Source organism: Duganella sp. Dugasp56, assembly GCF_047304105.1.
Lineage (GTDB): Bacteria > Pseudomonadota > Gammaproteobacteria > Burkholderiales > Burkholderiaceae_D > Rugamonas > Rugamonas hordei.
Window position 1 is genome coordinate 1 of sequence record NZ_JBGLYQ010000069.1, and the last position, 24397, is coordinate 24397.

The 24397-nt window shown below is 63.4% G+C and carries 23 protein-coding genes; 16 read left to right on the forward strand and 7 right to left on the reverse strand.

The features are described from left to right. Positions 1 to 69: 69 nt before the first annotated feature. Positions 70 to 1062, reverse strand: coding sequence for a malate dehydrogenase (locus ACCD07_RS30370; protein WP_176651988.1), 993 nt, complete (start codon positions 1060 to 1062; stop codon positions 70 to 72). 247 nt (positions 1063 to 1309) lie between these two features. Between ACCD07_RS30370 and ACCD07_RS30375 the strand changes: the two genes are divergently transcribed. The 7 genes from ACCD07_RS30375 to gltA all read left to right on the forward strand — a co-directional run bounded on the left by ACCD07_RS30375 (position 1310) and on the right by gltA (position 7368). Continuing rightward, on the forward strand, positions 1310 to 2131 hold the full coding sequence (locus ACCD07_RS30375; RefSeq protein ID WP_176651987.1) for a GntR family transcriptional regulator: 822 nt from the start codon (positions 1310 to 1312) through the stop codon (positions 2129 to 2131). Between the two features lie 244 nt (positions 2132 to 2375). Beyond that, a complete protein-coding gene (sdhC, locus tag ACCD07_RS30380) occupies positions 2376 to 2798 on the forward strand; it encodes a succinate dehydrogenase, cytochrome b556 subunit (protein ID WP_353402766.1) in 423 nt (140 codons plus the stop codon). 1 nt (position 2799) lies between these two features. After that, entirely contained in the window at positions 2800 to 3165 is a 366-nt protein-coding gene (gene sdhD / locus ACCD07_RS30385) for a succinate dehydrogenase, hydrophobic membrane anchor protein (protein WP_176651985.1), read from the forward strand. Positions 3166 to 3167: 2 nt separating this feature from the next. Next, positions 3168 to 4946, forward strand: coding sequence for a succinate dehydrogenase flavoprotein subunit (gene sdhA / locus ACCD07_RS30390; protein ID WP_176651984.1), 1779 nt, complete (start codon positions 3168 to 3170; stop codon positions 4944 to 4946). Between the two features lie 10 nt (positions 4947 to 4956). Next, on the forward strand, positions 4957 to 5667 hold the full coding sequence (locus tag ACCD07_RS30395) for a succinate dehydrogenase iron-sulfur subunit (RefSeq protein WP_008450684.1): 711 nt from the start codon (positions 4957 to 4959) through the stop codon (positions 5665 to 5667). A 57-nt stretch (positions 5668 to 5724) separates the two neighbouring features. Beyond that, positions 5725 to 6006: a succinate dehydrogenase assembly factor 2 gene (locus ACCD07_RS30400; RefSeq protein ID WP_176651983.1), complete on the forward strand. Its 282-nt coding sequence runs from the start codon at positions 5725 to 5727 to the stop codon at positions 6004 to 6006. Positions 6007 to 6066: 60 nt separating this feature from the next. Beyond that, positions 6067 to 7368 (forward strand): citrate synthase, encoded by a 1302-nt coding sequence (gene gltA / locus ACCD07_RS30405; protein ID WP_176651982.1) that lies wholly within the window; start codon positions 6067 to 6069, stop codon positions 7366 to 7368. 58 nt (positions 7369 to 7426) lie between these two features. Here the strand turns inward: gltA and ACCD07_RS30410 are convergent, their stop codons facing one another. The 5 genes from ACCD07_RS30410 to ACCD07_RS30430 all read right to left on the reverse strand — a co-directional run bounded on the left by ACCD07_RS30410 (position 7427) and on the right by ACCD07_RS30430 (position 11797). Then, complete coding sequence (locus ACCD07_RS30410; protein WP_353402770.1) at positions 7427 to 8620, reverse strand: hypothetical protein; 1194 nt, start codon at positions 8618 to 8620, stop codon at positions 7427 to 7429. Between the two features lie 72 nt (positions 8621 to 8692). Then, positions 8693 to 9112: a hypothetical protein gene (locus ACCD07_RS30415; protein WP_353402771.1), complete on the reverse strand. Its 420-nt coding sequence runs from the start codon at positions 9110 to 9112 to the stop codon at positions 8693 to 8695. A gap of 66 nt (positions 9113 to 9178) precedes the next feature. Beyond that, positions 9179 to 9559 (reverse strand): BlaI/MecI/CopY family transcriptional regulator, encoded by a 381-nt coding sequence (locus ACCD07_RS30420; protein WP_176651978.1) that lies wholly within the window; start codon positions 9557 to 9559, stop codon positions 9179 to 9181. Between the two features lie 32 nt (positions 9560 to 9591). Then, on the reverse strand, positions 9592 to 10875 hold the full coding sequence (locus ACCD07_RS30425; RefSeq protein ID WP_413449484.1) for a leucine-rich repeat-containing protein kinase family protein: 1284 nt from the start codon (positions 10873 to 10875) through the stop codon (positions 9592 to 9594). 61 nt (positions 10876 to 10936) lie between these two features. Next, complete coding sequence (locus tag ACCD07_RS30430) at positions 10937 to 11797, reverse strand: MBL fold metallo-hydrolase (RefSeq protein ID WP_413449485.1); 861 nt, start codon at positions 11795 to 11797, stop codon at positions 10937 to 10939. 114 nt (positions 11798 to 11911) lie between these two features. Between ACCD07_RS30430 and ACCD07_RS30435 the strand changes: the two genes are divergently transcribed. The 7 genes from ACCD07_RS30435 (at position 11912) to ACCD07_RS30465 (ending at position 21074) form a co-directional block, all read left to right on the forward strand. Then, a complete protein-coding gene (locus ACCD07_RS30435; protein ID WP_353402779.1) occupies positions 11912 to 12829 on the forward strand; it encodes a LysR family transcriptional regulator in 918 nt (305 codons plus the stop codon). A 263-nt stretch (positions 12830 to 13092) separates the two neighbouring features. Further along, entirely contained in the window at positions 13093 to 15948 is a 2856-nt protein-coding gene (locus tag ACCD07_RS30440; RefSeq protein ID WP_176651974.1) for a 2-oxoglutarate dehydrogenase E1 component, read from the forward strand. A 73-nt stretch (positions 15949 to 16021) separates the two neighbouring features. Then, the gene (odhB, locus tag ACCD07_RS30445; RefSeq protein ID WP_413449486.1) at positions 16022 to 17272 is read left to right on the forward strand and encodes a 2-oxoglutarate dehydrogenase complex dihydrolipoyllysine-residue succinyltransferase; all 1251 of its coding nucleotides are present in this window, start codon (positions 16022 to 16024) and stop codon (positions 17270 to 17272) included. Positions 17273 to 17326: 54 nt separating this feature from the next. Then, entirely contained in the window at positions 17327 to 17659 is a 333-nt protein-coding gene (locus ACCD07_RS30450) for a PspC domain-containing protein (protein ID WP_176651972.1), read from the forward strand. Positions 17660 to 17662: 3 nt separating this feature from the next. Next, positions 17663 to 19093, forward strand: a complete 1431-nt coding sequence (gene lpdA / locus ACCD07_RS30455) for a dihydrolipoyl dehydrogenase (protein ID WP_353402781.1) — start codon at positions 17663 to 17665, stop codon at positions 19091 to 19093. A 159-nt stretch (positions 19094 to 19252) separates the two neighbouring features. Beyond that, positions 19253 to 20350, forward strand: a complete 1098-nt coding sequence (gene zapE / locus ACCD07_RS30460; protein WP_176651970.1) for a cell division protein ZapE — start codon at positions 19253 to 19255, stop codon at positions 20348 to 20350. A gap of 19 nt (positions 20351 to 20369) precedes the next feature. Then, positions 20370 to 21074: a hypothetical protein gene (locus ACCD07_RS30465; protein WP_413449487.1), complete on the forward strand. Its 705-nt coding sequence runs from the start codon at positions 20370 to 20372 to the stop codon at positions 21072 to 21074. Here ACCD07_RS30465 and ACCD07_RS30470 read toward each other — a convergent pair whose 3' ends face one another. After that, entirely contained in the window at positions 21075 to 21878 is an 804-nt protein-coding gene (locus ACCD07_RS30470; protein ID WP_176651969.1) for a PP2C family protein-serine/threonine phosphatase, read from the reverse strand. Between the two features lie 146 nt (positions 21879 to 22024). On the opposite strand from ACCD07_RS30470, the gene ACCD07_RS30475 reads away from it, so the two are divergent. Both ACCD07_RS30475 and ACCD07_RS30480 read left to right on the forward strand, forming a co-directional pair. Further along, complete coding sequence (locus ACCD07_RS30475) at positions 22025 to 22225, forward strand: YdcH family protein (protein WP_008450659.1); 201 nt, start codon at positions 22025 to 22027, stop codon at positions 22223 to 22225. A gap of 30 nt (positions 22226 to 22255) precedes the next feature. Further along, a complete protein-coding gene (locus ACCD07_RS30480) occupies positions 22256 to 24292 on the forward strand; it encodes an ATP-dependent DNA helicase (protein WP_413449488.1) in 2037 nt (678 codons plus the stop codon). The last annotated feature ends 105 nt before the right edge of the window (positions 24293 to 24397 follow it).

Consider the following 24397-nt stretch of genomic DNA (forward strand, 5'->3'; position numbering starts at 1 on the left):
GCTCTCGGCAGCGCGGCGGGTGCGGCGGATCGGTGGTTTAACCGGTTCCACGTGCGGTTGGATCGGAACTTATGCAGGCAGCAGGTGCTTGACGCCTTCGCGCTCTTCGGTCAGTTCCTTCAGCGTCAGGTTGATGCGCTCTTGCGAGAACGCGTCGATTTCCAGGCCCTGGACGATTTTGTATTCGCCGTTTTCGGTGGTGACAGGGAAGCCGAACATGGTGCCTTCCGGGATGCCGTACGAACCGTCCGAAGGAACGCCCATGGTGGTCCACTTGCCGTTGGTGCCCAGCATCCAGTCATGCACGTGGTCGATGGCCGCGTTGGCCGCCGACGCCGCCGACGACAGGCCGCGCGCTTCGATGATGGCCGCGCCGCGCTTGCCGACGGTCGGCAGGAACACGTTGGCGTTCCATTCCTGGTCGTTGATCAGTTCCTTGACAGCCTTGCCGTTGACGGTGGCGAAACGGTAGTCGGCGTACATGGTCGGCGAGTGGTTGCCCCAGACGGTCAGCTTTTCGATGTCCTTGACGGCGGTGCCGGTCTTGGCGGCCACTTGCGACAGCGCGCGGTTGTGGTCCAGGCGCAGCATGGCGGTGAAGTTCTTGGCCGGCAGCGAAGGCGCCGATTTCATGGCGATGTAGGCGTTGGTGTTGGCCGGGTTGCCGACCACCAGCACTTTGACGTTGCGCGAAGCGACGGCGTCCAGCGCCTTGCCTTGCACGGTGAAGATCTGGGCATTGGCTTCCAGCAAGTCTTTACGCTCCATGCCCGGGCCGCGCGGACGGGCGCCAACCAGCACGGCGACGTCGACATCCTTGAACGCGGTCATCGGGTCGGAGTGGGCGGTCATCTCGGTCAGCAGCGGGAACGCGCAGTCGTCGATTTCCATCATGACGCCTTTCAGCGCTTTTTGTGCTTTTTCGTCAGCGATTTCCAGCAGTTGCAGGATAACTGGTTGGTCTTTGCCGAGCATGTCGCCGTTGGCGATGCGGAACAGCAGAGCGTAACCGATTTGACCGGCGGCGCCGGTGACAGCAACACGCATTGGGGTTTTAGCCATGATGAATCTCCAAAGTGGGAATTAAAACGTTCTCTAAGCTGGACCGGTGCCGGTCCGGGGAAACCGTAATCATACTGCAAATCGAGCGCTTATATCTCCGTCAAAACGGTATGGTAAAGCGCCTCGCCGGGGAGTGTAGGCGCGTGGCGGGTATCTGTCAATCCTATCTTATGTCTTATATAAGACAGATAAGTTATTGCGTGTTTTTGCTGGACGGCAGGGGGCTTTTGTGGTGAAATCTTGGCCTATGAATCCTGCCCCGCCTAATTCGAACAGCAATCCCGCCGCCGTCAACACGGGCGGAGCTGCCGGATCGCCTGCGGCGCCTTCCTCCGTTACGCCTTCCGGCGCGTCGCCGACCTTCTCCCCACTGTACCAGCAAATCAAGGCGCTGATCACGCGCAGCCTGCAGTCGGGCGAGTGGAAACCGGGTGAGCTGATCCCCAGCGAAGTCGAACTGGCCAACCGCTTCAAGGTCAGCCAGGGCACGGTGCGCAAGGCCATCGACGAGCTGGCGGCCGAGAACCTGGTCATGCGCCGGCAGGGCAAGGGCACGTTCGTGTCCACCCACCACGAGGAGCGCGCCCACTTCCGCTTCCTCAAGCTGATGCCCGACGAGGGCGTGCCGCACTACCCCGAAAGCAAATTCATCGAAGTCAAGCGCATGCGCGCGCCCGCCGACGTGGCGCGCCTGCTCGACCTGAAATCCGGCGACGCCGTCATCTTCATCAAGCGGGTGCAGTCGTTCGACGGCATGCCGACCATCGTCGAGGAGCTGTGGCTGCCGGGCATGACGTTCAAGGGCTTGACCGCCGAGCGGCTGGTTGAATACAAGGGGCCGATGTACGGCCTGTTCGAATCCGAGTTCGGCACCCGCATGATACGGGCGACGGAAAAGATCCGCGCCGTCTGCGCGGCGGCCGAAGACGCCGCGCTGCTGCACCTGCCCGCCAACACGCCGCTGCTGGCGTCCGAGCGGGTGTCGTTTACTTATGGCGACAAACCGGTGGAGCTGCGCCGCGGCCTGTATTCCACCGAGCGCCATCACTATCACAATGAGTTGAACTGAGCGGGTTGAATTGAAGGAGACCCTGGGGCGCTAAAAAGCCGCTTCAGGAGCGCAGGGCAGGGCGCCGTCACACGCCGGTAGCATTGTTGCGCTGATAATACGTCGAGCTACAGGAAGTAGCCGCCAGCTAGTGTTGTCAAACACTATTTTAGTTATATGTAACAATAGATATTGGTTATGAGTGCGGAAATCGGCGAAAATCGCAGTCTTACCAAATTTTTGTTTAGCCTGAGGAGGTCTTGTTATGTCAGAAGCCGTAAGGGAAGTCCCTAAAAAAGAACGGCCGGAGTTCCGTAACATCCACGTTACCGAATTGTCCAACTACCGCTTGCCATTGGCCGGTATCGTATCCATCCTGCACCGCATCAGCGGCTTCCTGATGTTTGCGCTGCTGCCTTTCGTGCTCTATTTGCTGGAGCAGAGCCTGCGCTCCGAGATCTCCTTCGCCTACTACCAGGGGATCGTGTCGACCCCGCTGGTCAAGCTGATCATCCTGGCCCTGGTCTGGGGTTATATGCAGCACTTCTGCGCCGGCGTACGCCACCTGTTCATGGACCTGCACTACGGCCTGGACAAGGATTCGGCGCGTAAATCGGCCGCCAGCGTGCTGGTCGTCAGCCTGGCTTTGACCCTGGTCGTCGCCCTCAAACTGTTTGGAGTATTCTGAGATGGCAAATAACAATATCGGCCCCAAGCGCCGCGTGGTCGGTGCCCACTACGGCCTGAAAGACTGGCTGGCGCAGCGCGTCACCGCCGTCATGATGGTGCTGTACACCGCCATCCTGCTGATTTCCTTCCTCACCGGCCAGAACTTCACCTATGAAGGCTGGGCCGGCCTGTTCGCGCAGCAGTGGTTCAAGCTGATCTCCGCGGTCACCCTGTTCGGCCTGTTCTACCACGCCTGGGTCGGCATGCGCGACATCTGGATGGACTACGTTAAAGCCGTCGGCGTTCGCCTGACCCTGCAAATCGCCACCATGCTGTGGTTGATCGCTTGTGCCGTTTGGTCGGTACAGATACTCTGGAGTGTGTAATCGTGGCAGCTATTAAAACTGGAATTCCTACCCGCCGCTTTGACGCGGTAATCGTCGGCGCCGGCGGCTCCGGCATGCGCGCATCCCTGCAGCTGGCTGAAGCCGGTCTGAACGTGGCGGTGCTGTCGAAAGTGTTCCCGACCCGCTCGCACACCGTGGCGGCGCAGGGCGGCATCGGCGCATCGCTGGGCAATATGGCTGAAGACAACTGGTTCTGGCACATGTTCGACACCGTCAAGGGCGGCGACTACCTGGGCGACCAGGACGCGATCGAATTCATGTGCCGCGAAGCACCGAAGGTCGTCTACGAGCTGGAACACTTCGGCATGCCGTTCGACCGCAATCCCGACGGCACCATCTACCAGCGTCCGTTCGGCGGCCACACCGCCAACTTCGGCGAGAAAGCCGTGCAGCGCGCCTGCGCCGCGGCCGACCGTACCGGCCACGCGCTGCTGCACACGCTGTACCAGCGCAACGTCCGCGCCCGCACCCACTTCTTCGTCGAGTGGATGGCGCTCGACATCATCCGCGACGCCGAAGGCGACGTGGTCGGCGTGGTGGCACTGGAAATGGAAACCGGCGAAACGATGATCCTGGAAGCGAAGACCACCATCTTCGCCACCGGCGGCGCAGGCCGCATCTTCGCAGCTTCCACCAACGCCTTCATCAACACCGGCGACGGCATGGGCATGGCGGCACGCGCCGGCCTGCCGCTGCAGGACATGGAGTTCTGGCAGTTCCACCCGACCGGCGTGGCCGGCGCCGGCGTCCTCATCACCGAGGGTGTGCGCGGCGAGGGCGGTATCCTGATCAACTCCGAAGGCGAGCGCTTCATGGAGCGCTATGCGCCGACCTTGAAGGATCTGGCGCCGCGCGACTTCGTGTCGCGCTCGATGGACCAGGAAATCAAGGAAGGCCGCGGCTGCGGTCCGAACAAGGACCACGTGATGCTGGACCTGCGCCACATCGGCGCCGACACCATCCAGAAGCGCCTGCCGTCGATCCTGGAAATCGGCCACAAGTTCGCCAACGTCGACGCCACCAAGGAACCTATCCCTGTCGTGCCGACCATCCACTACCAGATGGGCGGCATTCCAACCAACATCCACGGCCAGGTCGTCACGCCTAACGGCGACGGCACGCAGAAGGTCGTCAACGGCCTGTACGCGATCGGCGAATGCGCCTGCGTGTCGGTGCACGGCGCCAACCGCCTGGGCACCAACTCGCTGCTGGACCTGGTGGTGTTCGGCCGCGCGGCCGGCAACCACGTGGTCGCGTCCAACCTGAAGCAGAAGGAAAACAAGCCGCTGCCGAAGGACGCGTCCGATTTCGCCATGGACCGCCTGAACAAGCTGGAAACCTCGACCGGCTCGGAAAAAGTGCAGGGCGTCGCCAACGACATCCGCGCCACGATGCAGAAGTACTGCGGCGTGTTCCGTACCGAGGAGATGATGGCCCAGGGCGCCAAGGAAATCATGGTGCTCGACGAGCGCCGCAAGCATGTGTCGTTCAAGGACAAGTCCAAGGTGTTCAACACCGCGCGCGTCGAAGCGCTGGAGCTGGACAACCTGATCGAAACCGCGAAAGCGACGATCACGTCGGCCGTGGCCCGCAAGGAATCGCGCGGCGCCCACGCCCACAACGATTTCCCGCACCGCGACGACGACAACTGGATGAAGCACACCCTGTGGTATTCGGAAGGCAACCGACTGGAATACAAAGCGGTCGTTACCAAGCCATTGACGGTTGATACCTTCAAACCGAAACCACGTACTTTCTAAGGGCTAGAACATGGCACGCACTCTCAAACTGAAAATTTACCGTTACGATCCGGACCAGGACGCCAAGCCGTACATGCAGGACGTGACGGTCGAGCTGAAAGACACCGACAAGATGCTGCTCGACGCGCTGCAGCGCATCAAGTCCGACGTCGACGATTCGCTGGCCCTGCGCCGCTCGTGCCGCGAAGGCGTGTGCGGTTCGGACGCGATGAACATCAACGGCAAGAACGGCCTGGCCTGCACCACCAACCTGAACGAGCTGACCGAGCCTATCGTGCTGCGTCCGCTGCCAGGCCTGCCGGTGATCCGCGACCTGATCGTCGACATGACCCAGTTCTTCAAGCAGTACGATTCGATCAAGCCTTACCTGATCAACGATTCGATCCGTCCTGAAAAAGAACGCCTGCAAACCCCGACCGAGCGCGAAGAGCTCGACGGCCTGTACGAGTGCATCCTGTGCGCCTGCTGCTCGACGTCGTGCCCGTCGTTCTGGTGGAATCCGGACAAGTTCGTCGGTCCTGCCGGCCTGCTGCAAGCCTACCGCTTCATCGCCGACTCGCGCGACGAAGCGACCGGCGCGCGCCTGGACAACCTGGAAGATCCGTACCGCCTGTTCCGCTGCCACTCGATCATGAACTGCGTCGACGTTTGCCCCAAGGGTTTGAACCCGAACAAGGCCATCGGCAAGATCAAGGAATTGATGGTACGCCGCGCAATTTAAGGCCATTCCACGGGCGGCGGCTCCGCCGCCCGTTTTAGTATAAAGTGGCACAGCCATATGACTGAACAGAACAACTCTGCGCATCAGTCCGACCCAGCCAACAGAGCGCGCCTGCGCTGGCGCTCGCGCCGGGGTCTGCTGGAAAACGACATCATCCTGACCCGTTTTCTCGATGCGCATGAAACCGAATTGACCGACGAAGAAGTGGACGCGTTCACGCGGCTCCTCGATTTGTCGGACAATGCCCTGATGGATCTGGTACTGGCCCGTAAAGAGCCGGAAGGCGAGGTCGATCTGCCGCATGTGCACGCACTGTTGCAGCGACTGCGGCTTGCATAAAGACACACCCAGAATTTTAGTTTTTTTTATTTGTCGCATCTCTCCAAGAAGGAAGAGTCCATGAACACCTCTGATAACAAAGCCACCCTGTCGTTCTCCGATGGCAGCCCATCGGTCGAATTCCCGATCTACAAAGGTACCGTTGGTCCCGACGTGATCGACATCCGCAAGCTGTACGCCGGCACCGGCAAGTTCACCTACGATCCGGGCTTCATGTCGACCGCCGCCTGCAACTCGTCGATCACCTACATCGACGGCGACAAGGGCGAGCTGCTGTACCGCGGCTACCCGATCGAGCAGCTGGCCGTGAACGCCGACTTCATGGAGTCGTGCTACCTGCTGCTGAACGGCGAACTGCCGAACAAGGTTGAAAAAGAGAAGTTCGTCGAAACCGTGACCAAGCACACCATGGTCCACGAGCAGATGCAATTCTTCTTCCGCGGCTTCCGCCGCGACGCGCACCCGATGTCGGTGCTGGTCGGCACCGTCGGCGCGCTGGCGTCGTTCTACCACGATTCGCTCGACATCAACGACGCCAAGCAGCGCGAGATCTCGGCCATCCGCCTGATCGCCAAGATGCCGACGCTGGTGGCGATGGCGTACAAGTACTCGATGGGCCAGCCGTTCATGTATCCGCGCAACGACCTGTCGTACAGCGCCAACTTCATGCGCATGATGTTCGGCAATCCGTGCGAAGAATACAAGGTCAACGACGTGCTGGTGCGCGCGCTGGACCGCATCCTGATCCTGCACGCGGACCACGAGCAGAACGCTTCGACCTCGACCGTGCGTCTGGCCGGTTCGTCGGGCGCCAACCCGTTCGCCTGTATCGCTGCCGGCATCGCCTGCCTGTGGGGCCCTGCCCACGGCGGCGCCAACGAAGCGGCGCTGAACATGCTGAAGGAAATCGGCACCGTCGAGAACATTCCTGCCTTCATCGCGCAAGTGAAAGACAAGAACTCCGGCGTCAAGCTGATGGGCTTCGGTCACCGCGTGTACAAGAACTTCGACCCGCGCGCCAAGCTGATGCGCGAAACCTGCTACGAAGTGCTGGAAGAGCTGGGCCTGCAGGACGACCCGCTGTTCAAGCTGGCGATGGAACTGGAAAAGATCGCGCTGAACGACGAATACTTCGTCTCGCGCAAGCTGTACCCGAACGTCGACTTCTACTCGGGCATCGTGCAATCGGCGCTGGGCATTCCAGTGTCGCTGTTCACCGGTATCTTCGCCATGGCCCGCACCATCGGCTGGATCGCCCAGTGGAACGAAATGATCGCCGATCCGGAGCAGAAGATCGGCCGTCCACGCCAGCTGTTCGTCGGCGCGACCACCCGCGACGTGCCGCCGCTGGACAAGCGTTAATCCGCGGTTTCACGCAGCAAAAAAAACGGGCTTCGGCCCGTTTTTTTATGGTCGCGGCTTACGGCAGGTAGGTCTGGATCACCGTGTTTTGCACGCGCCCGTACAGCATGGGTTTGGCATAGGCGATGCTGCTGAGTGCCGGCGTGCCCCAGGCCAGCTGCGGCGTGGACAGTGTGCCGTTGGGCGCGATCTTGCGCGTCGGGCCGCTGCCGCTGACATACAGGTTGCCCTGCTCGTCGATGGCCAGGGCGCTGGCAGTGGTCAGGTTCAGGCTGCCGGAGCCGGCCGCGCCGTCGGCCGTGCCGCGCACGCCCGGCGTGCCCGCGAACACGGTGATCGCCCCCTGGGGCACGGCCTTGTAGATGACCGAGTTGCCGCTGTCGGCGATATACAGGATGCTGTCGGTTTCATTACCGTACACCACCGAGGCCGGCGCATAGCTGCTGGCCGCGCCTTGCGTGCCGGCCAGCACGGCCACCAGGTCGGCGCGCGTAATGAGCGTGTTGCCGAGCTTGGGGTTCAAGCGCATGACGCTGGCGCCGCCCTGGTCGACCGCCGCCAGTTCCTCGTAGGCCGAGGCGGCAATCCAGTTGTAGCGCACGCCGGCGAGCGGTGTGGTGTTGATGTTGAAGTTGCCGTCCAGTCCGACGGTGCGGAAGCGGTAGGACCCGTCGGCGGCCTGGTCGATGACGTACAGCAGGCCGGAGCGGCTGATGCCCACCGCGTTCGGCTTGTTGAACGGCGCGCCGGCCGGGCCTCCGGCGTGAATTACCAGGTCGCCCGCCGGCGACAGCCTGCGAATGGCGTTTTGGTCCGTGTCCGCCAGGTAGGCGAAACCCAGGGAGTCGACCGCGAACTGAGGGGGCGAAGTAAAGGTCAGCGTCGCCAGCAGCACCGGTGCGCAGCTGACGGCGATGCCGGTCACGGTCGCGTTGCCAACGGTGCCCGTGCCGCCTTGCAGCCTGCAGGTGGCGCTCGCGCTCTGCGTCTTGATGCTGGCGGCGTAAGCGGTGCCGGACGGGGCGGTGGTGGGAAAGGTGAAATTGCCGCTGGCGGTGACATCGACGCTGTCGCTGCCATTGGCCAGCGTCAGTGTGGCGCCTGCGGGCAGGCCGCTGACACTGCCGCCGATCGAGTATTTGGTGACGGGGGGCGGAGGCGGAGTGCCGCTATCGCCGGAGCCGCCGCAGCCGCCGAGGCTGAAGAGCCCAGCTGCGGCCAGCAGGGAGGTTGTAAATGGCTTGACGTTCATATGGCTTCCTTAAGCGGGTATCAGGCGGGATGTAATGCCTTTATAGCACGCTTATCTGAAAAGCCATTTTCATCAGCCCGGTTCTGATCGGCGCGTACGGCGGTCGGGCCGCAGCACCAGCAGCCACCAGACGACGACGCCGATAGTCACTTGTGGCAGGTTGAACAGGAATTTATCCAGCGTGACGTCGCGCCGCCGCGGCCACGGCAGGTCGGCCGATTCGATGATGATGTTGGTGTGGTAGAAGCAAGCCGCCAGCAGGAGCAGCACGGCCGCCACCCAGATGCCGGGCAGCGTGGTGACGCGCCGGCGCAGCAGCGCGGCAAACGGGTAGGCGACGATGCAGCAGCCCAAGTAGGCAAACAGGTTGGCCATCAAGTCCTGCACGCGCGCATGCGGCAGCAGGATGGGGGCGGCGCAGATTGCAATCGCCAGCATGACGGCAATGACCGGGTGTGGGCGTTCGGGCCAGGTGTTAAGGCGGCTGTTCATGAAAGGAGCGCGGTGGGAGTGGGCGCCCATTGTAGCCGGAGTATGGCGGGCGGATCGTCTCGCGGTTTACTTTTCCTGGTCGAGCAGCGCCTGGATTTCCTCGCGTTCCTTCTTGCTGACGTGGCCGCCGCGCAGGGCGGCCAGCACCAGAGCCTTGCCGGAGCCGGAGAAGGCTTTCTGTATCAGTTCCTTCAGCAAATTGGTTTGCAGCGAGTCCTGCTCCTGCGCCGGGGCGTAGACGTGGGCGCGCTGGCTTTCGTCGCGGGTCAGCAGGCCCTTGGTGTGCATCACCTGCAGCAGGCGCAATACCGTGGCGTAGTTCATGTCCGGCCGCGTTTCCAGCGCGGCGGCATGCACCTGCTTGGCCGTCGCCGGGCCCAGCGCGAACAGCAGGCGCAGCATCTCCAGTTCGGAGGCGGTCGGTTTGGGTGGGGTAACAGTGCTCATGGATGTAGAATAAAATATCTAGAACGAATTGTCTAGCCCTTCGCCAGCAGAAGCGCGATGTCGGCGAACAGCGGGCGTGCCGCGCTGTCGGCGTGGACGCAGGCCGCTTGCAGCGGGGCCAGGAAGGGCGGAGCGCCATCGCAGCGCGCCATCAGTTCTTCCAGCAGGAAGCCGAAGGCGCGCACTTCCAGCCGCTGCAGCTGCGCGGCGGCCGGTCCGGCTGGGTCGTAGAACGAGGCGGCGCCGAAATCCCCCAGCAAGGTGCGGCCCTGCTCGCAATGCAGGATGTTGTGGCCGTACAGGTCGCCGTGCATGATGCCGCGCCGGTGCAGCTGGGCGGCGGCGGAGGCGATGCCGCCGGCGATGGCCAGCATCGCGTCCGCGCCGAAGCGCTTGCCGTCTTCGTACATGTCGCGGGTACAGCTGTCCAGGCTGGGCGGGCCGGCCAGGTTGCGGAATTCGGGATCGATCAGCGACATCACCAGGCCGTGCGCGCCGTCCGGGTGATGCTCGACCTGGCCCAGCACCGGGATCAGGTTGGGATGGGCGCCGGCGCTGATGCAGGCCGCCATTTCGCACAGCGGCGAGCCGTCGCTGGTCATCGCGCCCTTGAACAGCTTGACGGCCACGTGCTCGCCGCCGTACGCGGCGCGGTGGATCACGCCGGAGGCGCCTTCGCCCAGCTTCTGCTCCAGCCGCAGTGCATCCCATGCGATGCCGGCGGCCGGCGCGCTTTCCATCGCCAGCTCGCGTTCTGCGCAGAAGGGATTGCCGGCATAGGCCAGCCAGGTCAGGCGCGGCAGCGCGGGCAGCCACGCGGGCAATTCGGTCAGCTGGTTGGCGGCGATGCGCAGCAGTTCCAGCCGGTGCAGCTGCGCCATCTCCGCAGGCAGCGCGCGCAGGCGGTTCCCGGCCAGCATCAGCTTTTGCAGCATGGGCCGGCGGCCCAGCTCGGCCGGCAGCTGTTCGATCTCGTTCCCGGTCAGCACCAGCCAGCGCAGTTGCGGCGGCAGCGAGGCGGCCGGCATCGTGCGGATGCGGTTGGCCTTGAAGCCGACCATGGTCAGCGCCGCGCAGGCGCCCAGCACCGCGGGCAACTCGGTGAAGCGGTTGTCCGAACAGAAGATGATGCGCAGCTTGTGCAGCCGGGGCAGGTCGTCCGGCAGCGACGACAGCGCGTTGCCGGACAGGTCGAGGATTTCCAGGGTGTCGGCCAGCTCGAATATCTCGCGCGGGAATTCGCTCAGGCCGCAGGCCAGCTGCAGGCGCCGGACGCCTTTCAGGGCGCCTGCGCGCAACTGCTCAAGGGTGTGCATGTAAAGGAGGGCGGTCAGTCAATAATAACCGCCGCAGTGTATCACTCCCTTGCCGCCTTGATTACCACTTCATTTCGCCTTTGGCCACTTTGGCGCTGGTGTCCAGCGCGGCGTTCAGGCCGGCGTTGGGATACAGCTGCTTCATGCGGGCGATCAGCGCGGCGGAATCGGCCGCTTTCGCTGTCTCGGCTTCAAAGCTCACCAGGTAGTTGCTGGTGAAGGCGATGCTGTCCGGCGTCAGCGCGGCGCCCGGCGCGAAGTGGCCCGGCACCACCGTGGCCGGCTTCAGCGCCGCGATGCCCTTCAGCGTCGCCAGCCACTGGCGGCGCGATTCCGGCGTCTGCGTATCGGCGGTCCACACGTGCAACTGGTTGAACACCACCACGCCGCCGGCGACCGTCTTGATCGACGGGATCCACACGTAGCTGCGATCCGGCGTCGCGCCTTTCAGGCCTTCGATCTTCAGCGCCTGGCCTTCCAGCTGGATGGTGTCGCCGGCCAGCGGCTGCGGCACGATGATGCTCTGCGGCGCGTTGTCTTTCAGGATGGGCCCCCAGAAGGCGACCTTGGCGTCCTTCTTTTTCTCGATGCCGGCGATGGTTTGCGGCGTGGCGACGATTTTCGCCTCGGGGAAGGCGGCGTGGATCACGTCCAGGCCGAAGTAGAAATCGGGATCGCTGTGGCTGACATACACGGTGGTCAGGCGCTTGCCGCCGGCGCGGATGCGCTCGACCAGCTTGAGCGCCTCGCCGCGCGAGAACTGGGCGTCGATCAGCACCGCGTCCCTGGCGCCGCTGACGATCACCGAGGCCACCGGGAAGATGGCGGCTTCGCCAGGATTGAAGACTTCCAGCTGCAATGGCGCGGCATGGACGGCGGCGGAAGCGGCGAGGGCGGCGGACACTAAGGTTTGCTTGATCATGATGGTCTTTCACGTGAGGTTGGAGTGACGCCATCTTAAATTGCTTGATTCGATAGAAAAATACGGTAACCTGCACGTGTTAATTGCATAAATCGGACGAATGGGGCCAATCGCATGGATCGCATCACCGCAGCGCAGGTTTTCGTCAACATCGCCGAGCGTGGCAGCATGATCGCCGCCGCCGAGGCGCTGGACATGTCGCGCGCCATGGTCACGCGCTACCTGGCCGAGATGGAGGAGTGGGCCGGCGCCCGCCTGCTGCACCGGAGCACGCGCCGCCTGAGCCTGACCGACGCCGGCGACGTCACGCTGGCGCGCTGCCGCGCCATGCTGGAACTGGCCGGGGCCATGCAGGTGGCGGCCGAAGACGCCGGCACGCCGCACGGCCTGCTGCGCATCACCTGCTCGCAATCGCTGGCGCAGGCCGAGCTGGCCAGCGCGGTGACGGCCTTCCTGAAGCGCTACCCGCGCACGGCGGTCGACCTGCAGATGAGTAACCGCGCGGTCAACCTGGTCGAGCAGCGCATCGACCTGGCGCTGCGCATCACCAATGCGCTGGAGCCGAACCTGATCGCCCGCCAGCTCGGCGTGTGCGACTCGGTGGTCTGCGCCGCGCCGTCCTACCTGGCCGGGCGCCCGGCGCCGCAGCGGGCCGAAGACCTGGCCGCGCACAACTGCCTGACCTATACCTATTTCGGCAAAAGCCTGTGGCAGTTCACGCGCCGGGACGGGGAGGGCGTGACGGTGCCGGTCAGCGGCAACCTGTCCGCCAACGAAGACCTGATCCTGCTGAAGGCGGCGGTGGAAGGCGCCGGCATCGCGCTGCAGCCGCTGTACAGCGCCGCGCCGCTGATCGCCGACGGCCGGCTGGTCGCGCTGCTGCCTGGCTACGCGCCCCAGCAGATGGGCATCTACGGGATTTACACCTCGCGCCAGCACATGCCGCCGGCGCTGCGCGCCATGCTCGACTTCCTGCTCGACTGGTTCGCCCATACCAGCCTGCAGGCGAAGCAGCCGCTGGAAAGCCGTTGAAAATATGCAAACATTACGCAAGAGCCAAGCAATCATGCGGCTTAAGCGAAAATTAATGGCAAAAGATTTACCAGGATTTTGTCGCACAATTGGTTGTTGGGATACAATACCGGTGCTATGCTGAATGACCGATTTTGTAGTACCTGAAGAACTATAGCCCTTCCCCACAACTTGATGTGCAATCCGCTAACCGGTCAGGCCGTGTCGCGGAAGGTTAGATTAACCCGCTAATTCCTCGCGAAGCGCGAAGAAAGGTGAGCAAGATGATGCAACAATATACGTCCAATTCCTACCTGTTTGGTGGGAACGCCCCGTACGTCGAAGAACTGTACGAAGCGTATCTCAACAACCCAGGTTCCGTGCCAGACAACTGGCGCGCCTACTTCGACGCCATGCAGCACGTACCGGCAGTCGATGGCTCCAATAAACCAGACGTCGCTCACGCTTCGGTCATCGCCTCCTTCGCCGAACGCGCGAAAGCCGGCCCGATCCGCACCGTGGTTGCCTCGGCCGACGCCGAAATGGGCCGCAAGCGTGTCGCCGCGACCCAGCTGATCGCCGCCTACCGCTACCTGGGTTCCCGCTGGGCCAACCTGGATCCGCTGCAGCGTCAGGAACGTCCGTCGATCAACGAGCTGGAGCCGAGCTTCTACGGCTTCACCGACGCGGACATGGACACCGTGTTCAACATCAGCAATACCTACTTCGGCCCGGAAACCGCGACCCTGCGCGACCTGCTGAACTACCTGCGCGACACCTACACCCGTTCGATCGGCGCAGAGTACATGTACATCTCCGACCCGGCTGAAAAGCGCTGGCTGCAAGAGCGCCTGGAGTCGATCCGCTCGACCCCGAATTTCACGCCTGAGAAGAAAAAACACATCCTCGAGCGCCTGACCGCCGCTGAAGGCCTGGAGCGCTACCTGCACACCAAGTACGTCGGCCAGAAACGCTTCTCGCTGGAAGGCGGCGAAACGTTCATCGCCTCGATCGACGAAATTATCCAGCGCGCCGGCGAAAAAGGCGTGCAGGAGATCGTTATCGGCATGGCCCACCGCGGCCGTCTGAACGTGCTGGTCAACACCCTGGGCAAATCGCCCAAGGAACTGTTCGAAGAATTCGAAGGCAAGCACGGCGACGACCTGCCGGCCGGCGACGTCAAATACCACCAGGGCTTCTCGTCGGACATCTCGACCGCCGGCGGTCCGGTCCACCTGTCGCTGGCGTTCAACCCGTCGCACCTGGAAATCGTCAATCCTGTGGTCGAAGGCTCGGTCAAGGCGCGCATGGACCGCCGCGGCGACACGCTGGGCAAGCAAGTGCTGCCTATCCTGGTGCACGGCGACGCCGCCTTCGCAGGCCAGGGCGTCGTGATGGAAACACTGAACCTGGCGCAAACCCGCGGCTACGGCACGGGCGGCACGGTGCACATCGTCATCAACAACCAGATCGGCTTCACCACCTCGGACCCGCGCGACGCCCGTTCGACCATCTACTGCTCGGACGTGGTCAAGATGATCGAAGCGCCGGTGCTGCACGTGAACGCCGACGATCCTGAAGCCGTGGTACTGGCTTCGCAGATCGCCATGGACTACCGCCTGCAGTTCCAGAAGGATATCGTTGTCGACATCATCTGCTACCGCAAACTGGGCCACAACGAACAAGATACGCCGGCGCTGACCCAGCCGCTGATGTACAAGAAAATCGGCCAGCACCCAGGCACCCGCAAGCTGTACGCGGACAAGCTGGTGGCGCAGACCGTGATCGCGGCCGACGGCGGCGAACAGATGCAAGCTGCCTTCCGCGACGCGATGGACGCCGGCAAGCACACCGTCGATCCGGTGATCTCGAACTTCAAGAACAAGTACGCCGTCGACTGGCTGCCGTTCCTGAACCGCAAGTGGACCGACTCGGCCGACACCGCCGTGCCGATGACCGAACTGAAACGCCTGGCCGGCCGCATCACCACCGTGCCGGAAGGCTTCAAAGTGCACTCGCTGGTTGAAAAAGTGCTGGGCGACCGCGCCTCGATGGGTCGCGGCGAACTGAACCTGGACTGGGGCATGGGCGAACACCTGGCCTACGCCTCGCTGGTCGCATCCGGCTACGCCGTGCGCCTGACCGGCCAGGACGCCGGCCGCGGCACCTTCGTGCACCGCCACGCCGTGCTGCACGACCAGAACCGCGAACGCTGGGATGCCGGCACCTACGTGCCGCTGGAGAACATCGCCGAAGGCCAGGCACCGTTCACCGTGATCGACTCCGTGCTGTCCGAAGAGGCGGTGCTGGGCTTCGAATACGGCTACTCGACCGCCGAGCCGAACACGCTGACGATCTGGGAAGCCCAGTTCGGCGACTTCGTCAACGGCGCGCAAGTGGTCATCGACCAGTTCATCAGCTCCGGCGAAGTCAAATGGGGCCGCGCTTCGGGCCTGGTCATGATGCTGCCGCACGGTTACGAAGGCCAGGGTCCTGAGCACTCGTCCGCGCGTCCTGAGCGTTTCCTGCAGCTGTGCGCCGACAACAATATGCAAGTGGTGCAGCCGACCACCGCCGCGCAGATCTTCCACGTGCTGCGTCGCCAGATGGTGCGCCAGTTCCGCAAGCCGCTGGTGATCCTGACGCCGAAATCGCTGCTGCGCAACAAGGACGCGGGTTCGGCACTGAACGAGCTGGCCAAGGGCGCGTTCCAGACCGTGATCGGCGAAGTCGACGAGAAAATCGACGCCAAGAAGGTCAAGCGCGTGATCGCCTGCTCGGGCAAGGTTTACTACGACCTGGTCAACGCACGCAAGACCCGCGGCCAGACCGACACGGCCATCATCCGTATCGAACAGCTGTATCCGTTCCCGCACAAATCGTTCGCCGCCGAGCTGAAGAAGTTCCCAAGCCTGACGGAAGTGGTGTGGGCGCAGGACGAGCCGCAGAATCAGGGCCCATGGTTCCAGATTCAGCACAACATCTTCGAGAGCATGGACGCTGGCCAGCGCCTGGCATACGCCGGCCGCCCAGCATCGGCATCGCCGGCTGTCGGTTACTACGACAAGCACTACGCCCAGCAGAAAGACTTGCTGGAGACGGCGTTCTCGAAGCTCAAGGGCTTCATCCTGACGAAATAATCACAATACTTAATGACGGAGCGCCGTCCTGCTACGCGGGGCGGCGCCGCAATAACAATTTACGGAGTTTTACATGGCACAAATCGAAGTCAAAGTCCCCCAGCTGTCGGAATCGGTAGCAGAAGCCACGATGCTGACCTGGCATAAAAAAGTCGGCGACGCTGTAGCGCGCGACGAAAACCTGATCGACATCGAGACCGATAAAGTAGTTCTGGAATTGCCTGCACCAGCCGCCGGCGTGCTGGTCAAAATCATCAAGGGCGACGGCAGCACCGTGGTTGCCGACGAACTGATCGCCGTGATCGACACCGACGGCGCCGCCGCCGTCGCAGCTCCTGCAGCCGCTGCCGCCCCGGCACCAGCCGCCGCAGCAGCACCAGCAGCTCCTGCGGCCGCCACCGGTGGCGGCAAAGGCGACGTGGCCATGCCGGCCGCCGCCAAGATCCTGTCCGAAAAAGGCCTGAGCGCCGGCGATGTCGCCGGTTCGGGCAAAGACGGCCGCGTGACCAAGGGCGACGCCCTGGCCGCCGGCGCCAAGGCACCGGCAGTCGCTCCACTGGCAGCGCCAGCCGCCAAGCCTGCGCTGCAGCAGGTCGCCGCGCCTGCGGTCGCCGGCCTGGGCGATCGTCCGGAAGAGCGCGTGCCGATGAGCCGCCTGCGCGCCCGTATCGCCGAGCGCCTGGTGCAATCGCAATCGACCAACGCCATCCTGACCACGTTCAACGAAGTGAACATGGCGCCGGTCATGGACCTGCGTAACAAGTACAAGGACAAGTTCGAGAAAGAGCACGGCGTCAAGCTGGGCTTCATGTCCTTCTTCGTCAAGGCAGCCGTTGCCGCGCTGAAGAAATACCCGATCATCAACGCCTCCGTCGACGGCAACGACATCGTCTACCACGGCTACTTCGACATCGGTATCGCTGTCGGTTCGCCGCGCGGCCTGGTGGTGCCTATCCTGCGCAACGCCGACCAGATGTCGATCGCCGACATCGAGAAGAAAATCGGTGAATTCGGCCAGAAAGCCAAGGAAGGCAAGCTGACCCTGGACGACCTGACCGGCGGCACCTTCTCGATCTCGAACGGCGGCACCTTCGGCTCCATGCTGTCGACCCCGATCATCAACCCGCCACAATCGGCCATCCTGGGCGTGCACGCGACCAAGGACCGCGCCGTGGTTGAAAACGGCCAGATCGTTGTGCGTCCGATGAACTACCTGGCGATGTCCTACGACCACCGCATCATCGACGGCCGCGAAGCCGTGCTGGGCCTGGTGGCCATGAAGGAAGCGCTGGAAGATCCTGCGCGCCTGCTGCTGGACCTGTAATTCCTGCCTTGCCCCGGGCTCGTCCGAGCCCGGGAATTTCTCTGGGGATCACGAATGAGCGTCGCAGAAGAAATCAAGCGTTTACACGAGTTGCACCAGGCCGGCGCCTTGTCGGATGAGGAATACGCCGCCGCCAAGGCCAGGCTGCTGAACCAGGACAACTACCGCCCCGGCGAGGATGTCGGCAGCGACATTTCCCGCCTGCGCCGTTCGCAAACGGACCGCTGGCTGGGCGGCGTCTGCGGCGGGCTGGGCAAGGTGACCGGGGTCGAATCGTGGATCTGGCGTTTGCTGTTCGTGCTGTTCGTGTGCACCTTTGGTTTCGGCCTGGCGGTCTACCTGCTGTTGTGGATTTTCGTGCCGGAAGAAGAACTGATTGGAAAATAAAAAATGAGTAAACAATTTGACGTAGTAGTCATCGGCGCCGGTCCTGGCGGTTACATCGCTGCCATCCGCGCCGCTCAACTGGGTTTCTCGGTCGCCTGCGTGGACGCGTGGGAAAATGAAAAAGGCGGCCCTGCGCCGGGCGGCACCTGCACCAACGTCGGTTGCATCCCGTCGAAAGCGCTGCTGCAATCGTCGGAGCACTACGAGCACGCCGGCCATGCGTTCAAGGAGCACGGCATCGATGTCGCCGGCCTGTCGCTGAACCTGCCGCAGATGCTGAAGCGCAAGGACACCGTGGTCAAGCAGAACAACGACGGCATCCTGTTCCTGTTCAAGAAAAACAAGGTCACCTTCTTCCACGGCCGCGCTGCCTTCGCCGGCGCCGCCACCGCCGAAGGCTACCCGCTGACCATCACCGGTCCTGGCGCCGACAGCATCACCGGCAAGCACGTCATCGTCGCCACCGGCTCCAACGCGCGCGCGCTGCCTGGCGCGCCGTTCGATGAAAAACTGATCCTGTCGAACGCCGGCGCGCTGGCCACCGGCGCGGTACCGAAGAAGCTGGGCGTGATCGGCGCCGGCGTCATCGGCCTGGAGATGGGTTCCGTATGGCGCCGCCTGGGTTCCGAAGTGACCGTGCTGGAAGGCTTGCCGGTGTTCCTCGGCGCCGTCGACGAGCAGGTTGCCAAGGAAGCGCTGAAGCAGTTCACCAAGCAGGGCCTGTCGATCAACCTGGGCTGCAAGATCGGCAAGATCACCCCGGGCAAGAACGACGTCACCGTGGAATACGAAAACGCCAAGGGCGAAGCCACCACCGCCACCTTCGACCGCCTGATCGTGTCGATCGGCCGCACGCCGAACACCGACGGCCTGGCCGCCGACAAGGCCGGCCTGCAGCTGGACGAGCGCGGCTTCGTCGCGGTCGACGGCGACTGCAAGACCAACCTGCCCAACGTCTGGGCGATCGGCGACGTGGTGCGCGGCCCGATGCTGGCGCACAAGGCTGAAGAAGAAGGCGTGGCGGTTGCCGAGACCATCGCCGGCCAGCATGGCCACACCAACTTCAACACGATTCCGTGGGTGATCTACACCTCGCCGGAAATCGCGTGGGTCGGCCGCACCGAGCAGCAGCTGAAAGCCGACGGCGTCGCCTACAAGGCCGGCAGCTTCCCGTTCCTGGCCAACGGCCGCGCGCGCGCGCTGGGCGACACCACCGGCTTCGTCAAGTTCCTGGCCGATGCCACCACCGACGAAATCCTGGGCGTGCACATCATCGGACCGATGGCTTCCGAGCTGATCTCCGAAGCCGTCGTGGCGATGGAGTTCAAGGCTTCGGCTGAAGACATCGCGCGCATCTGCCACGCACACCCGTCGCTGTCGGAAGCGACCAAGGAAGCAGCGCTGGCGATCGACAAGCGTACGCTGAACTTCTAACGAGGTCGCTTAAAAGCGAGCGCGGCTTCGTTGCTGCGACTCGCCGTACAGTTGTACTGTCTTCGTCGCCGCGCCTCGCCGCGCACGCTTTGAAGCAACCTCGGGCGGGCCGTTGGCCCGCCGTTTTTATTTGCGCAGCCGCCATACAGAATCGAACACATGAACGTCGAAGAGTTTTATCAGCATGCGCTGGAAGAGCGCAATTTCAAGGCCGACGCGGCCCAGCGCCGCGCGGTGGACCGCCTGCAGCAGTGCTACGACGAATGGGTGGCCTACAAGGGCCAGCGCTCCAGCACCTTCAAGCGCCTGATCAATCGTCCCGACGTGCCGAAGGGCGTCTACATGTGGGGCGGGGTAGGGCGCGGCAAGTCCTTCCTGATGGACAGCTTCTATTCGGTGGTGCCGCTGGTGCGCAAGACGCGTCTGCACTTCCACGAATTCATGCGCGGCGTGCACCGCCAGCTCGACGAGCTGACCGGCGTCGCCAATCCGCTGGACGAGGTGGCCAAGCGCATCGCCAAGAAATACCGTCTGATCTGCTTCGACGAATTCCATATCTCGGACGTGGCCGACGCCATGATCATGTACAACCTGTTGAGCGCTTTGTTCGACAACGGCGTGTCCTTCATCATGACCTCGAACTACGATCCGAAGCTGCTGTACCCGGACGGTCTGCACCGCGACCGCATCCTGCCGACCATCGCCCTGCTGTACGACAAGCTGGACGTGATGAACATCGACGCCGGCATCGACTACCGCGGCCGCGCGCTGGAGCAGGTCGATTCCTACTACACGCCGCTCAACGCGACGACCGACCAGGCGCTGCGCGACGCCTACTCGCGCATCGCCGAGAGCGCCGACGAGGATCCGGTGGTGCGCATCGAGGCGCGCGAGATCCGCGCGCTGCGGCGCGCCGGCACCATCATCTGGTTCGATTTCAACACGCTGTGCGGCGGCCCCCGTTCGCAGAACGATTACCTGGAAATCGCCAGCCGCTTCCATACCGTGATATTGTCCGGGATTCCGATGATGTCGGCCGCGATGTCGTCGGAGGCGCGGCGCTTCACCTGGCTGATCGACGTGTTCTACGATCAGGGCGTCAAGCTGCTGATGTCGGCCGAGGTGGAACCGGAAGAGCTGTACACCAACGGTACGCTGGCCAATGAATTTCACCGCACGGTGTCGCGCATCGTCGAGATGCAATCGCGCGAGTACATGGACAAGGAGCAGCGCGCCGCGGCCGGTGCGCTGGCTTGAGCTGCAACAGGATAAGAATATGAGACCAAGTTTGAAACCGCTGGGCGAGATGATCGCAGCCGCTGCCTTGGCCGCCCTCGCGGCGCTGGCCGCGCCGGCGCAGGCGCAGGACATCGGCCAGGATCCGGTCGGCGCGCCGCGCGTGCCGCAATCGCATTCGGTGGAGCAGGCCAACGCCACGCTGGAGCAGGTGACCAGGGAGCGCGCCGCCGCCAACGACGAATTCGCCGCCAGCGAGCGCGTTTGCTACAGCAAGTTCTTCGTCAACAATTGCCTGGACAAGGCCAAGGAAAAGCGCCGCGCCACGCTGGCCCGGCTGCGCGCCGTCGAGGTCGAGGCGCAGCACTTCAAGCGCGCGGATTCGGTGGCCCGGCGCGACGCCGACCTGGCCGAGCGCGCCCGCAAGGACGCGGACGAGCAGGCCGCCCGCGCGGCACAACCGCCGAAGCCGCCGAAGGTGGCCGACGAAACCCCGCGTCCGCCGTCCAAGGCCGGCAAGGTGGTCGACCGCGAAGCGGAACATGCGGCCAAGGTCAAGCGCATGGAAGCGCAGGACGCGGCCGACGCCGGCAAGCGCGCCGCCAACGTAGCCGCGTTCGAGCGCAAGAAGGCGGAGTCGGAGCGCCGCCAGGCCGAAGTGGCCAGGAAGAAGGCCGAGAGCGACGCCAAGCGCGCCGCCCAGGCGGAGGCGGAGAAAAAGAAAGCCGCCGCAGCCGCTAAGTAGTCAGACCGCGCGGCGCATCTTCTGCACGATGTAGGTCGGCGCCTCCTGCGGCACCTCGACCAGCTTGATGATCGCCATCGAGCAGTTGTCGCCCTTGCCCTGAGCCCGCTCGCCCGCCTTGCCGACCAGGCGCTCGGCGGCCTGGCGTGGGCTGTTGCGGGCCACCACCGCCGCCAGTTCGCTATCCTTGAACCACTGCCACAGGCCGTCCGAGCACAGCAGGAAGGCGTCGCCCGCCTTCAGGCCTTCGTGCCAGCCGACCGTGACAAACGGCGTCTTGAAGCTGTTGCCCAGCACGTTGCTGAGCAGCTTGGAGTTGCGGTGCTTCCTGGCGGCGTCCAGCGGCAGCTTGTCATGCTCGACCAGGTGTTCGATATAGGCGCCGTCGTTGCTGCGCATCGCGCAGGTCTCGCCGGCAAAGCGGTACACCCGGGCGTCGCCCACGTGCGCCCAGACCACCTGGCCGGCCGGCGTCAGTATCAGCAGCGCCACCGCGCTTTGCGGCTCGGTGGTGGCGGCAATGGGATTCATCTTGATGACCTGGTGCGCCTCCAGCGCGATGGCGCGCAGCAGTTCCTGCAGGCGCGGCAGGCTGGGCGTGTCGCCGACGCGGAACTCGTCGAACAAGTGTTTGCCGGTCAGCAGCACCTGGTCCGAGCCGATGGGGCTGTGGTTGCCGTCGGCCAGCACCGCCATCACGTAGCCGGGCGCCTGGGCGGACGTGAACAGGGCCACCCGGTCGTTTTGCTGCGGCCGGTTGCCGATATGCTGGGCCGTACCGGCTTCTATTTTGTATGCGCTCATAACGTGACTGTATCCTGAACCGCGGGTGAGCGATCATTCTGTTGGCGGCAAGCTCGCCGTAGATTAAACTATGCACCGTGTCGCAGTTTGTATGCAACCGTTTTGTTGTTCCAGTGAAACTATTTGGTGAGTAAAGACCGAGAATTATGACTGATGTACAAGATATCCAGCGTCGTCTGATCGAACTCGACGTCGAACACCGCGATTTGGACGCGGTCATCGACATGCTGACGCTGGACGGCCACCACGATCAGCTGCAGTTGCGCCGCCTCAAAAAGCGCAAGCTGCAATTGAAAGACCATATCACTCTGCTGAAAATGCAATTAGTGCCCGATGTGCCGGCCTGAGTCCGGCCCTGCGCCCCAACTAAGTATATTTTGACCGAACACCTTCCCACGCCCGCCGATACCATCCCCGCCGTCATCGGCGCCACGCCAGACCTGCCCCCCGGAAAGCACGATGCCGAGGTTGAGCGCCTGTTCGGCGCCGGCGGGCCGCTGGGGCCGGCTGTCGGCGAATATCGTCCGCGCAAGTCGCAGACCGAGATGGCCAAGGCGGTCGCGGCGGCCATCGCCAGCCAGACCACCCTGATCGCCGAGGCCGGTACCGGCACCGGCAAGACCTTCGCCTACCTGGTGCCGGCGCTGCTGTGGGGCGGCAAGACCATCGTTTCCACCGGCACCAAGAACTTGCAGGACCAGCTGTTCCTGCGCGACATTCCGACCGTGCGCGCCGCCCTGCAGGCGCCGGTGTCGGTGGCGCTGCTGAAGGGACGCTCGAACTACCTGTGCCACTACCACCTGGAACGCACGCTGCAGAACGGCCGCATGACCTCGCGCGACGACGTCGGCCACCTGCGCGAAATCTCGCGCTTCCTGAAGATGACCAATTCCGGCGACAAGGCCGAGCTGGCCCGCGTGCCGGAAAACGCGCTGATCTGGAACCTGGTGACCTCGACCCGCGACAATTGCATGGGTTCCGAGTGCCAGTACTACCAGGATTGCTTCGTCATGAAGGCGCGCAAGGAGGCGCAGCAGGCCGACGTGGTGGTGGTCAACCACCACCTGTTCTTTGCCGACGTGGCGCTGAAGGATTCCGGCATCGCCGAGCTGCTGCCGTCCGCCAACACCATCATCTTCGACGAGGCGCACCAGTTGCCCGACACCGCCACCTTGTTCTTCGGCGACACGTTTTCGACCTCGCAAGTGCTGGAATTGTGCCGCGACGTGCTGGCCGAGGGCTTGTCGAACGCCCGCGACGGCGCCGACTGGGGCAAGGTGGTCACGGTGGTGGAGAAGGCAGCGCGCGACCTGCGCCTGACATTCCCGCAAGACATCGTGCGCCTGTCGCTGCCGCAAATCGCGCCGTCGAGCGACTTTTTCCCGGCCTTGCAGACCCTGAAAGACGAACTGGACGGCATGCTGGCGGTGCTGGAAACCCAGGCCGCCCGCGCGGAAACGCTGGAACAATGCCGCCAGCGCGGCCTGGAACTGGCGCAAAAGTTGGTGGATTGGAAATTCGACCCGAAGGCCAAGGTCGAAAAAGGCGCCGAAGCCGTGTTCTGGGTCGAGGCGTATGCGTCGTCGCTGCAGCTGCACAAGACGCCTTTGTCGATCGCCCCCATCTTCAACGGCCAGCGCGAAGGCGTGCCGCGCAGCTGGATTTTCACCTCCGCGACCCTGGCGGTGAAGAACGATTTCAGCCATTTTTCCGAACAGATGGGCCTGGACGGCGAGCCGTCGAAGTCCTGGCCCAGCCCGTTTAACTACGAACAGCAGGGCATTTTGTACGTGCCGCAAGGCTTGCCGGACCCGAATTCCATGGGCTATACGGACGCCGTGCTGGACCATGCGCTGCCGATCATCGAGGCGGCGGGCGGGAAAACTTTCCTTTTATGCACGACTTTGCGCGCCGTGAAGCGCGCAGCCGAGCGTTTGCGCGATGAATTCGAGAAGCGCGGCCTGCCATTTCCGCTGTTTGTGCAGGGCGATAAAGGCCGCACCGAGCTGCTGGACCAGTTCCGCAAGGCGGGAAATGGCGTGCTGATCGGCTCGCAAAGCTTCTGGGAAGGCGTCGACGTGCGCGGCGATGCGCTGTCTTTGGTGATTATCGACAAGCTTCCGTTCGCCCCACCGGACGATCCGGTGCTGGCCGCGCGCATCGAAGTGATGGAAAAACAGGGCAAGAACGGCTTCATGCACCACACTTTGCCGGAGGCGATTATTAACCTGAAGCAAGGTGCCGGCCGTCTGATCCGCGACGAAAACGACCGCGGCGTGCTGATGTTGTGCGATCCACGGGTGATTTCCAAGCCTTACGGCAAGCGGATCTGGCAGAGTTTGCCGTCCTTCAAGCGCACCCGCGAGCAGGCCGAGGTCATCGAATTCTTCAAAAATAAGAATTCCGAATCGTAACTTCCAGTATCAAAAAATACGCTCCGTCATTCCCCCCCAAAGCGGGATGCCAGGGGGGGATTGTTTTACCCGTTGGGGGGGATTGCGGGGGGTTTTTTTTTTTTT

What these genes read in the sequence shown, in the direction of transcription:
- ACCD07_RS30375 (WP_176651987.1), top strand. Translation starts at nt 1,310, where the DNA reads ATGAATCCTGCCCCGCCTAATTCGAACAGCAATCCCGCCGCCGTCAAC.
- ACCD07_RS30450 (WP_176651972.1), top strand. Translation starts at nt 17,327, where the DNA reads ATGAGCGTCGCAGAAGAAATCAAGCGTTTACACGAGTTGCACCAGGCC.
- sdhD (WP_176651985.1), top strand. Translation starts at nt 2,800, where the DNA reads ATGGCAAATAACAATATCGGCCCCAAGCGCCGCGTGGTCGGTGCCCAC.
- ACCD07_RS30420 (WP_176651978.1), bottom strand. Translation starts at nt 9,559, where the DNA reads ATGAGCACTGTTACCCCACCCAAACCGACCGCCTCCGAACTGGAGATG.
- ACCD07_RS30435 (WP_353402779.1), top strand. Translation starts at nt 11,912, where the DNA reads ATGGATCGCATCACCGCAGCGCAGGTTTTCGTCAACATCGCCGAGCGT.
- ACCD07_RS30470 (WP_176651969.1), bottom strand. Translation starts at nt 21,878, where the DNA reads ATGAGCGCATACAAAATAGAAGCCGGTACGGCCCAGCATATCGGCAAC.
- ACCD07_RS30465 (WP_413449487.1), top strand. Translation starts at nt 20,370, where the DNA reads ATGAGACCAAGTTTGAAACCGCTGGGCGAGATGATCGCAGCCGCTGCC.
- ACCD07_RS30400 (WP_176651983.1), top strand. Translation starts at nt 5,725, where the DNA reads ATGACTGAACAGAACAACTCTGCGCATCAGTCCGACCCAGCCAACAGA.
- ACCD07_RS30475 (WP_008450659.1), top strand. Translation starts at nt 22,025, where the DNA reads ATGACTGATGTACAAGATATCCAGCGTCGTCTGATCGAACTCGACGTC.
- ACCD07_RS30415 (WP_353402771.1), bottom strand. Translation starts at nt 9,112, where the DNA reads ATGAACAGCCGCCTTAACACCTGGCCCGAACGCCCACACCCGGTCATT.
- ACCD07_RS30440 (WP_176651974.1), top strand. Translation starts at nt 13,093, where the DNA reads ATGATGCAACAATATACGTCCAATTCCTACCTGTTTGGTGGGAACGCC.
- gltA (WP_176651982.1), top strand. Translation starts at nt 6,067, where the DNA reads ATGAACACCTCTGATAACAAAGCCACCCTGTCGTTCTCCGATGGCAGC.
- ACCD07_RS30370 (WP_176651988.1), bottom strand. Translation starts at nt 1,062, where the DNA reads ATGGCTAAAACCCCAATGCGTGTTGCTGTCACCGGCGCCGCCGGTCAA.
- ACCD07_RS30430 (WP_413449485.1), bottom strand. Translation starts at nt 11,797, where the DNA reads ATGATCAAGCAAACCTTAGTGTCCGCCGCCCTCGCCGCTTCCGCCGCC.
- odhB (WP_413449486.1), top strand. Translation starts at nt 16,022, where the DNA reads ATGGCACAAATCGAAGTCAAAGTCCCCCAGCTGTCGGAATCGGTAGCA.
- sdhC (WP_353402766.1), top strand. Translation starts at nt 2,376, where the DNA reads ATGTCAGAAGCCGTAAGGGAAGTCCCTAAAAAAGAACGGCCGGAGTTC.
- ACCD07_RS30410 (WP_353402770.1), bottom strand. Translation starts at nt 8,620, where the DNA reads ATGAACGTCAAGCCATTTACAACCTCCCTGCTGGCCGCAGCTGGGCTC.
- ACCD07_RS30395 (WP_008450684.1), top strand. Translation starts at nt 4,957, where the DNA reads ATGGCACGCACTCTCAAACTGAAAATTTACCGTTACGATCCGGACCAG.
- ACCD07_RS30425 (WP_413449484.1), bottom strand. Translation starts at nt 10,875, where the DNA reads ATGCACACCCTTGAGCAGTTGCGCGCAGGCGCCCTGAAAGGCGTCCGG.
- zapE (WP_176651970.1), top strand. Translation starts at nt 19,253, where the DNA reads ATGAACGTCGAAGAGTTTTATCAGCATGCGCTGGAAGAGCGCAATTTC.
- lpdA (WP_353402781.1), top strand. Translation starts at nt 17,663, where the DNA reads ATGAGTAAACAATTTGACGTAGTAGTCATCGGCGCCGGTCCTGGCGGT.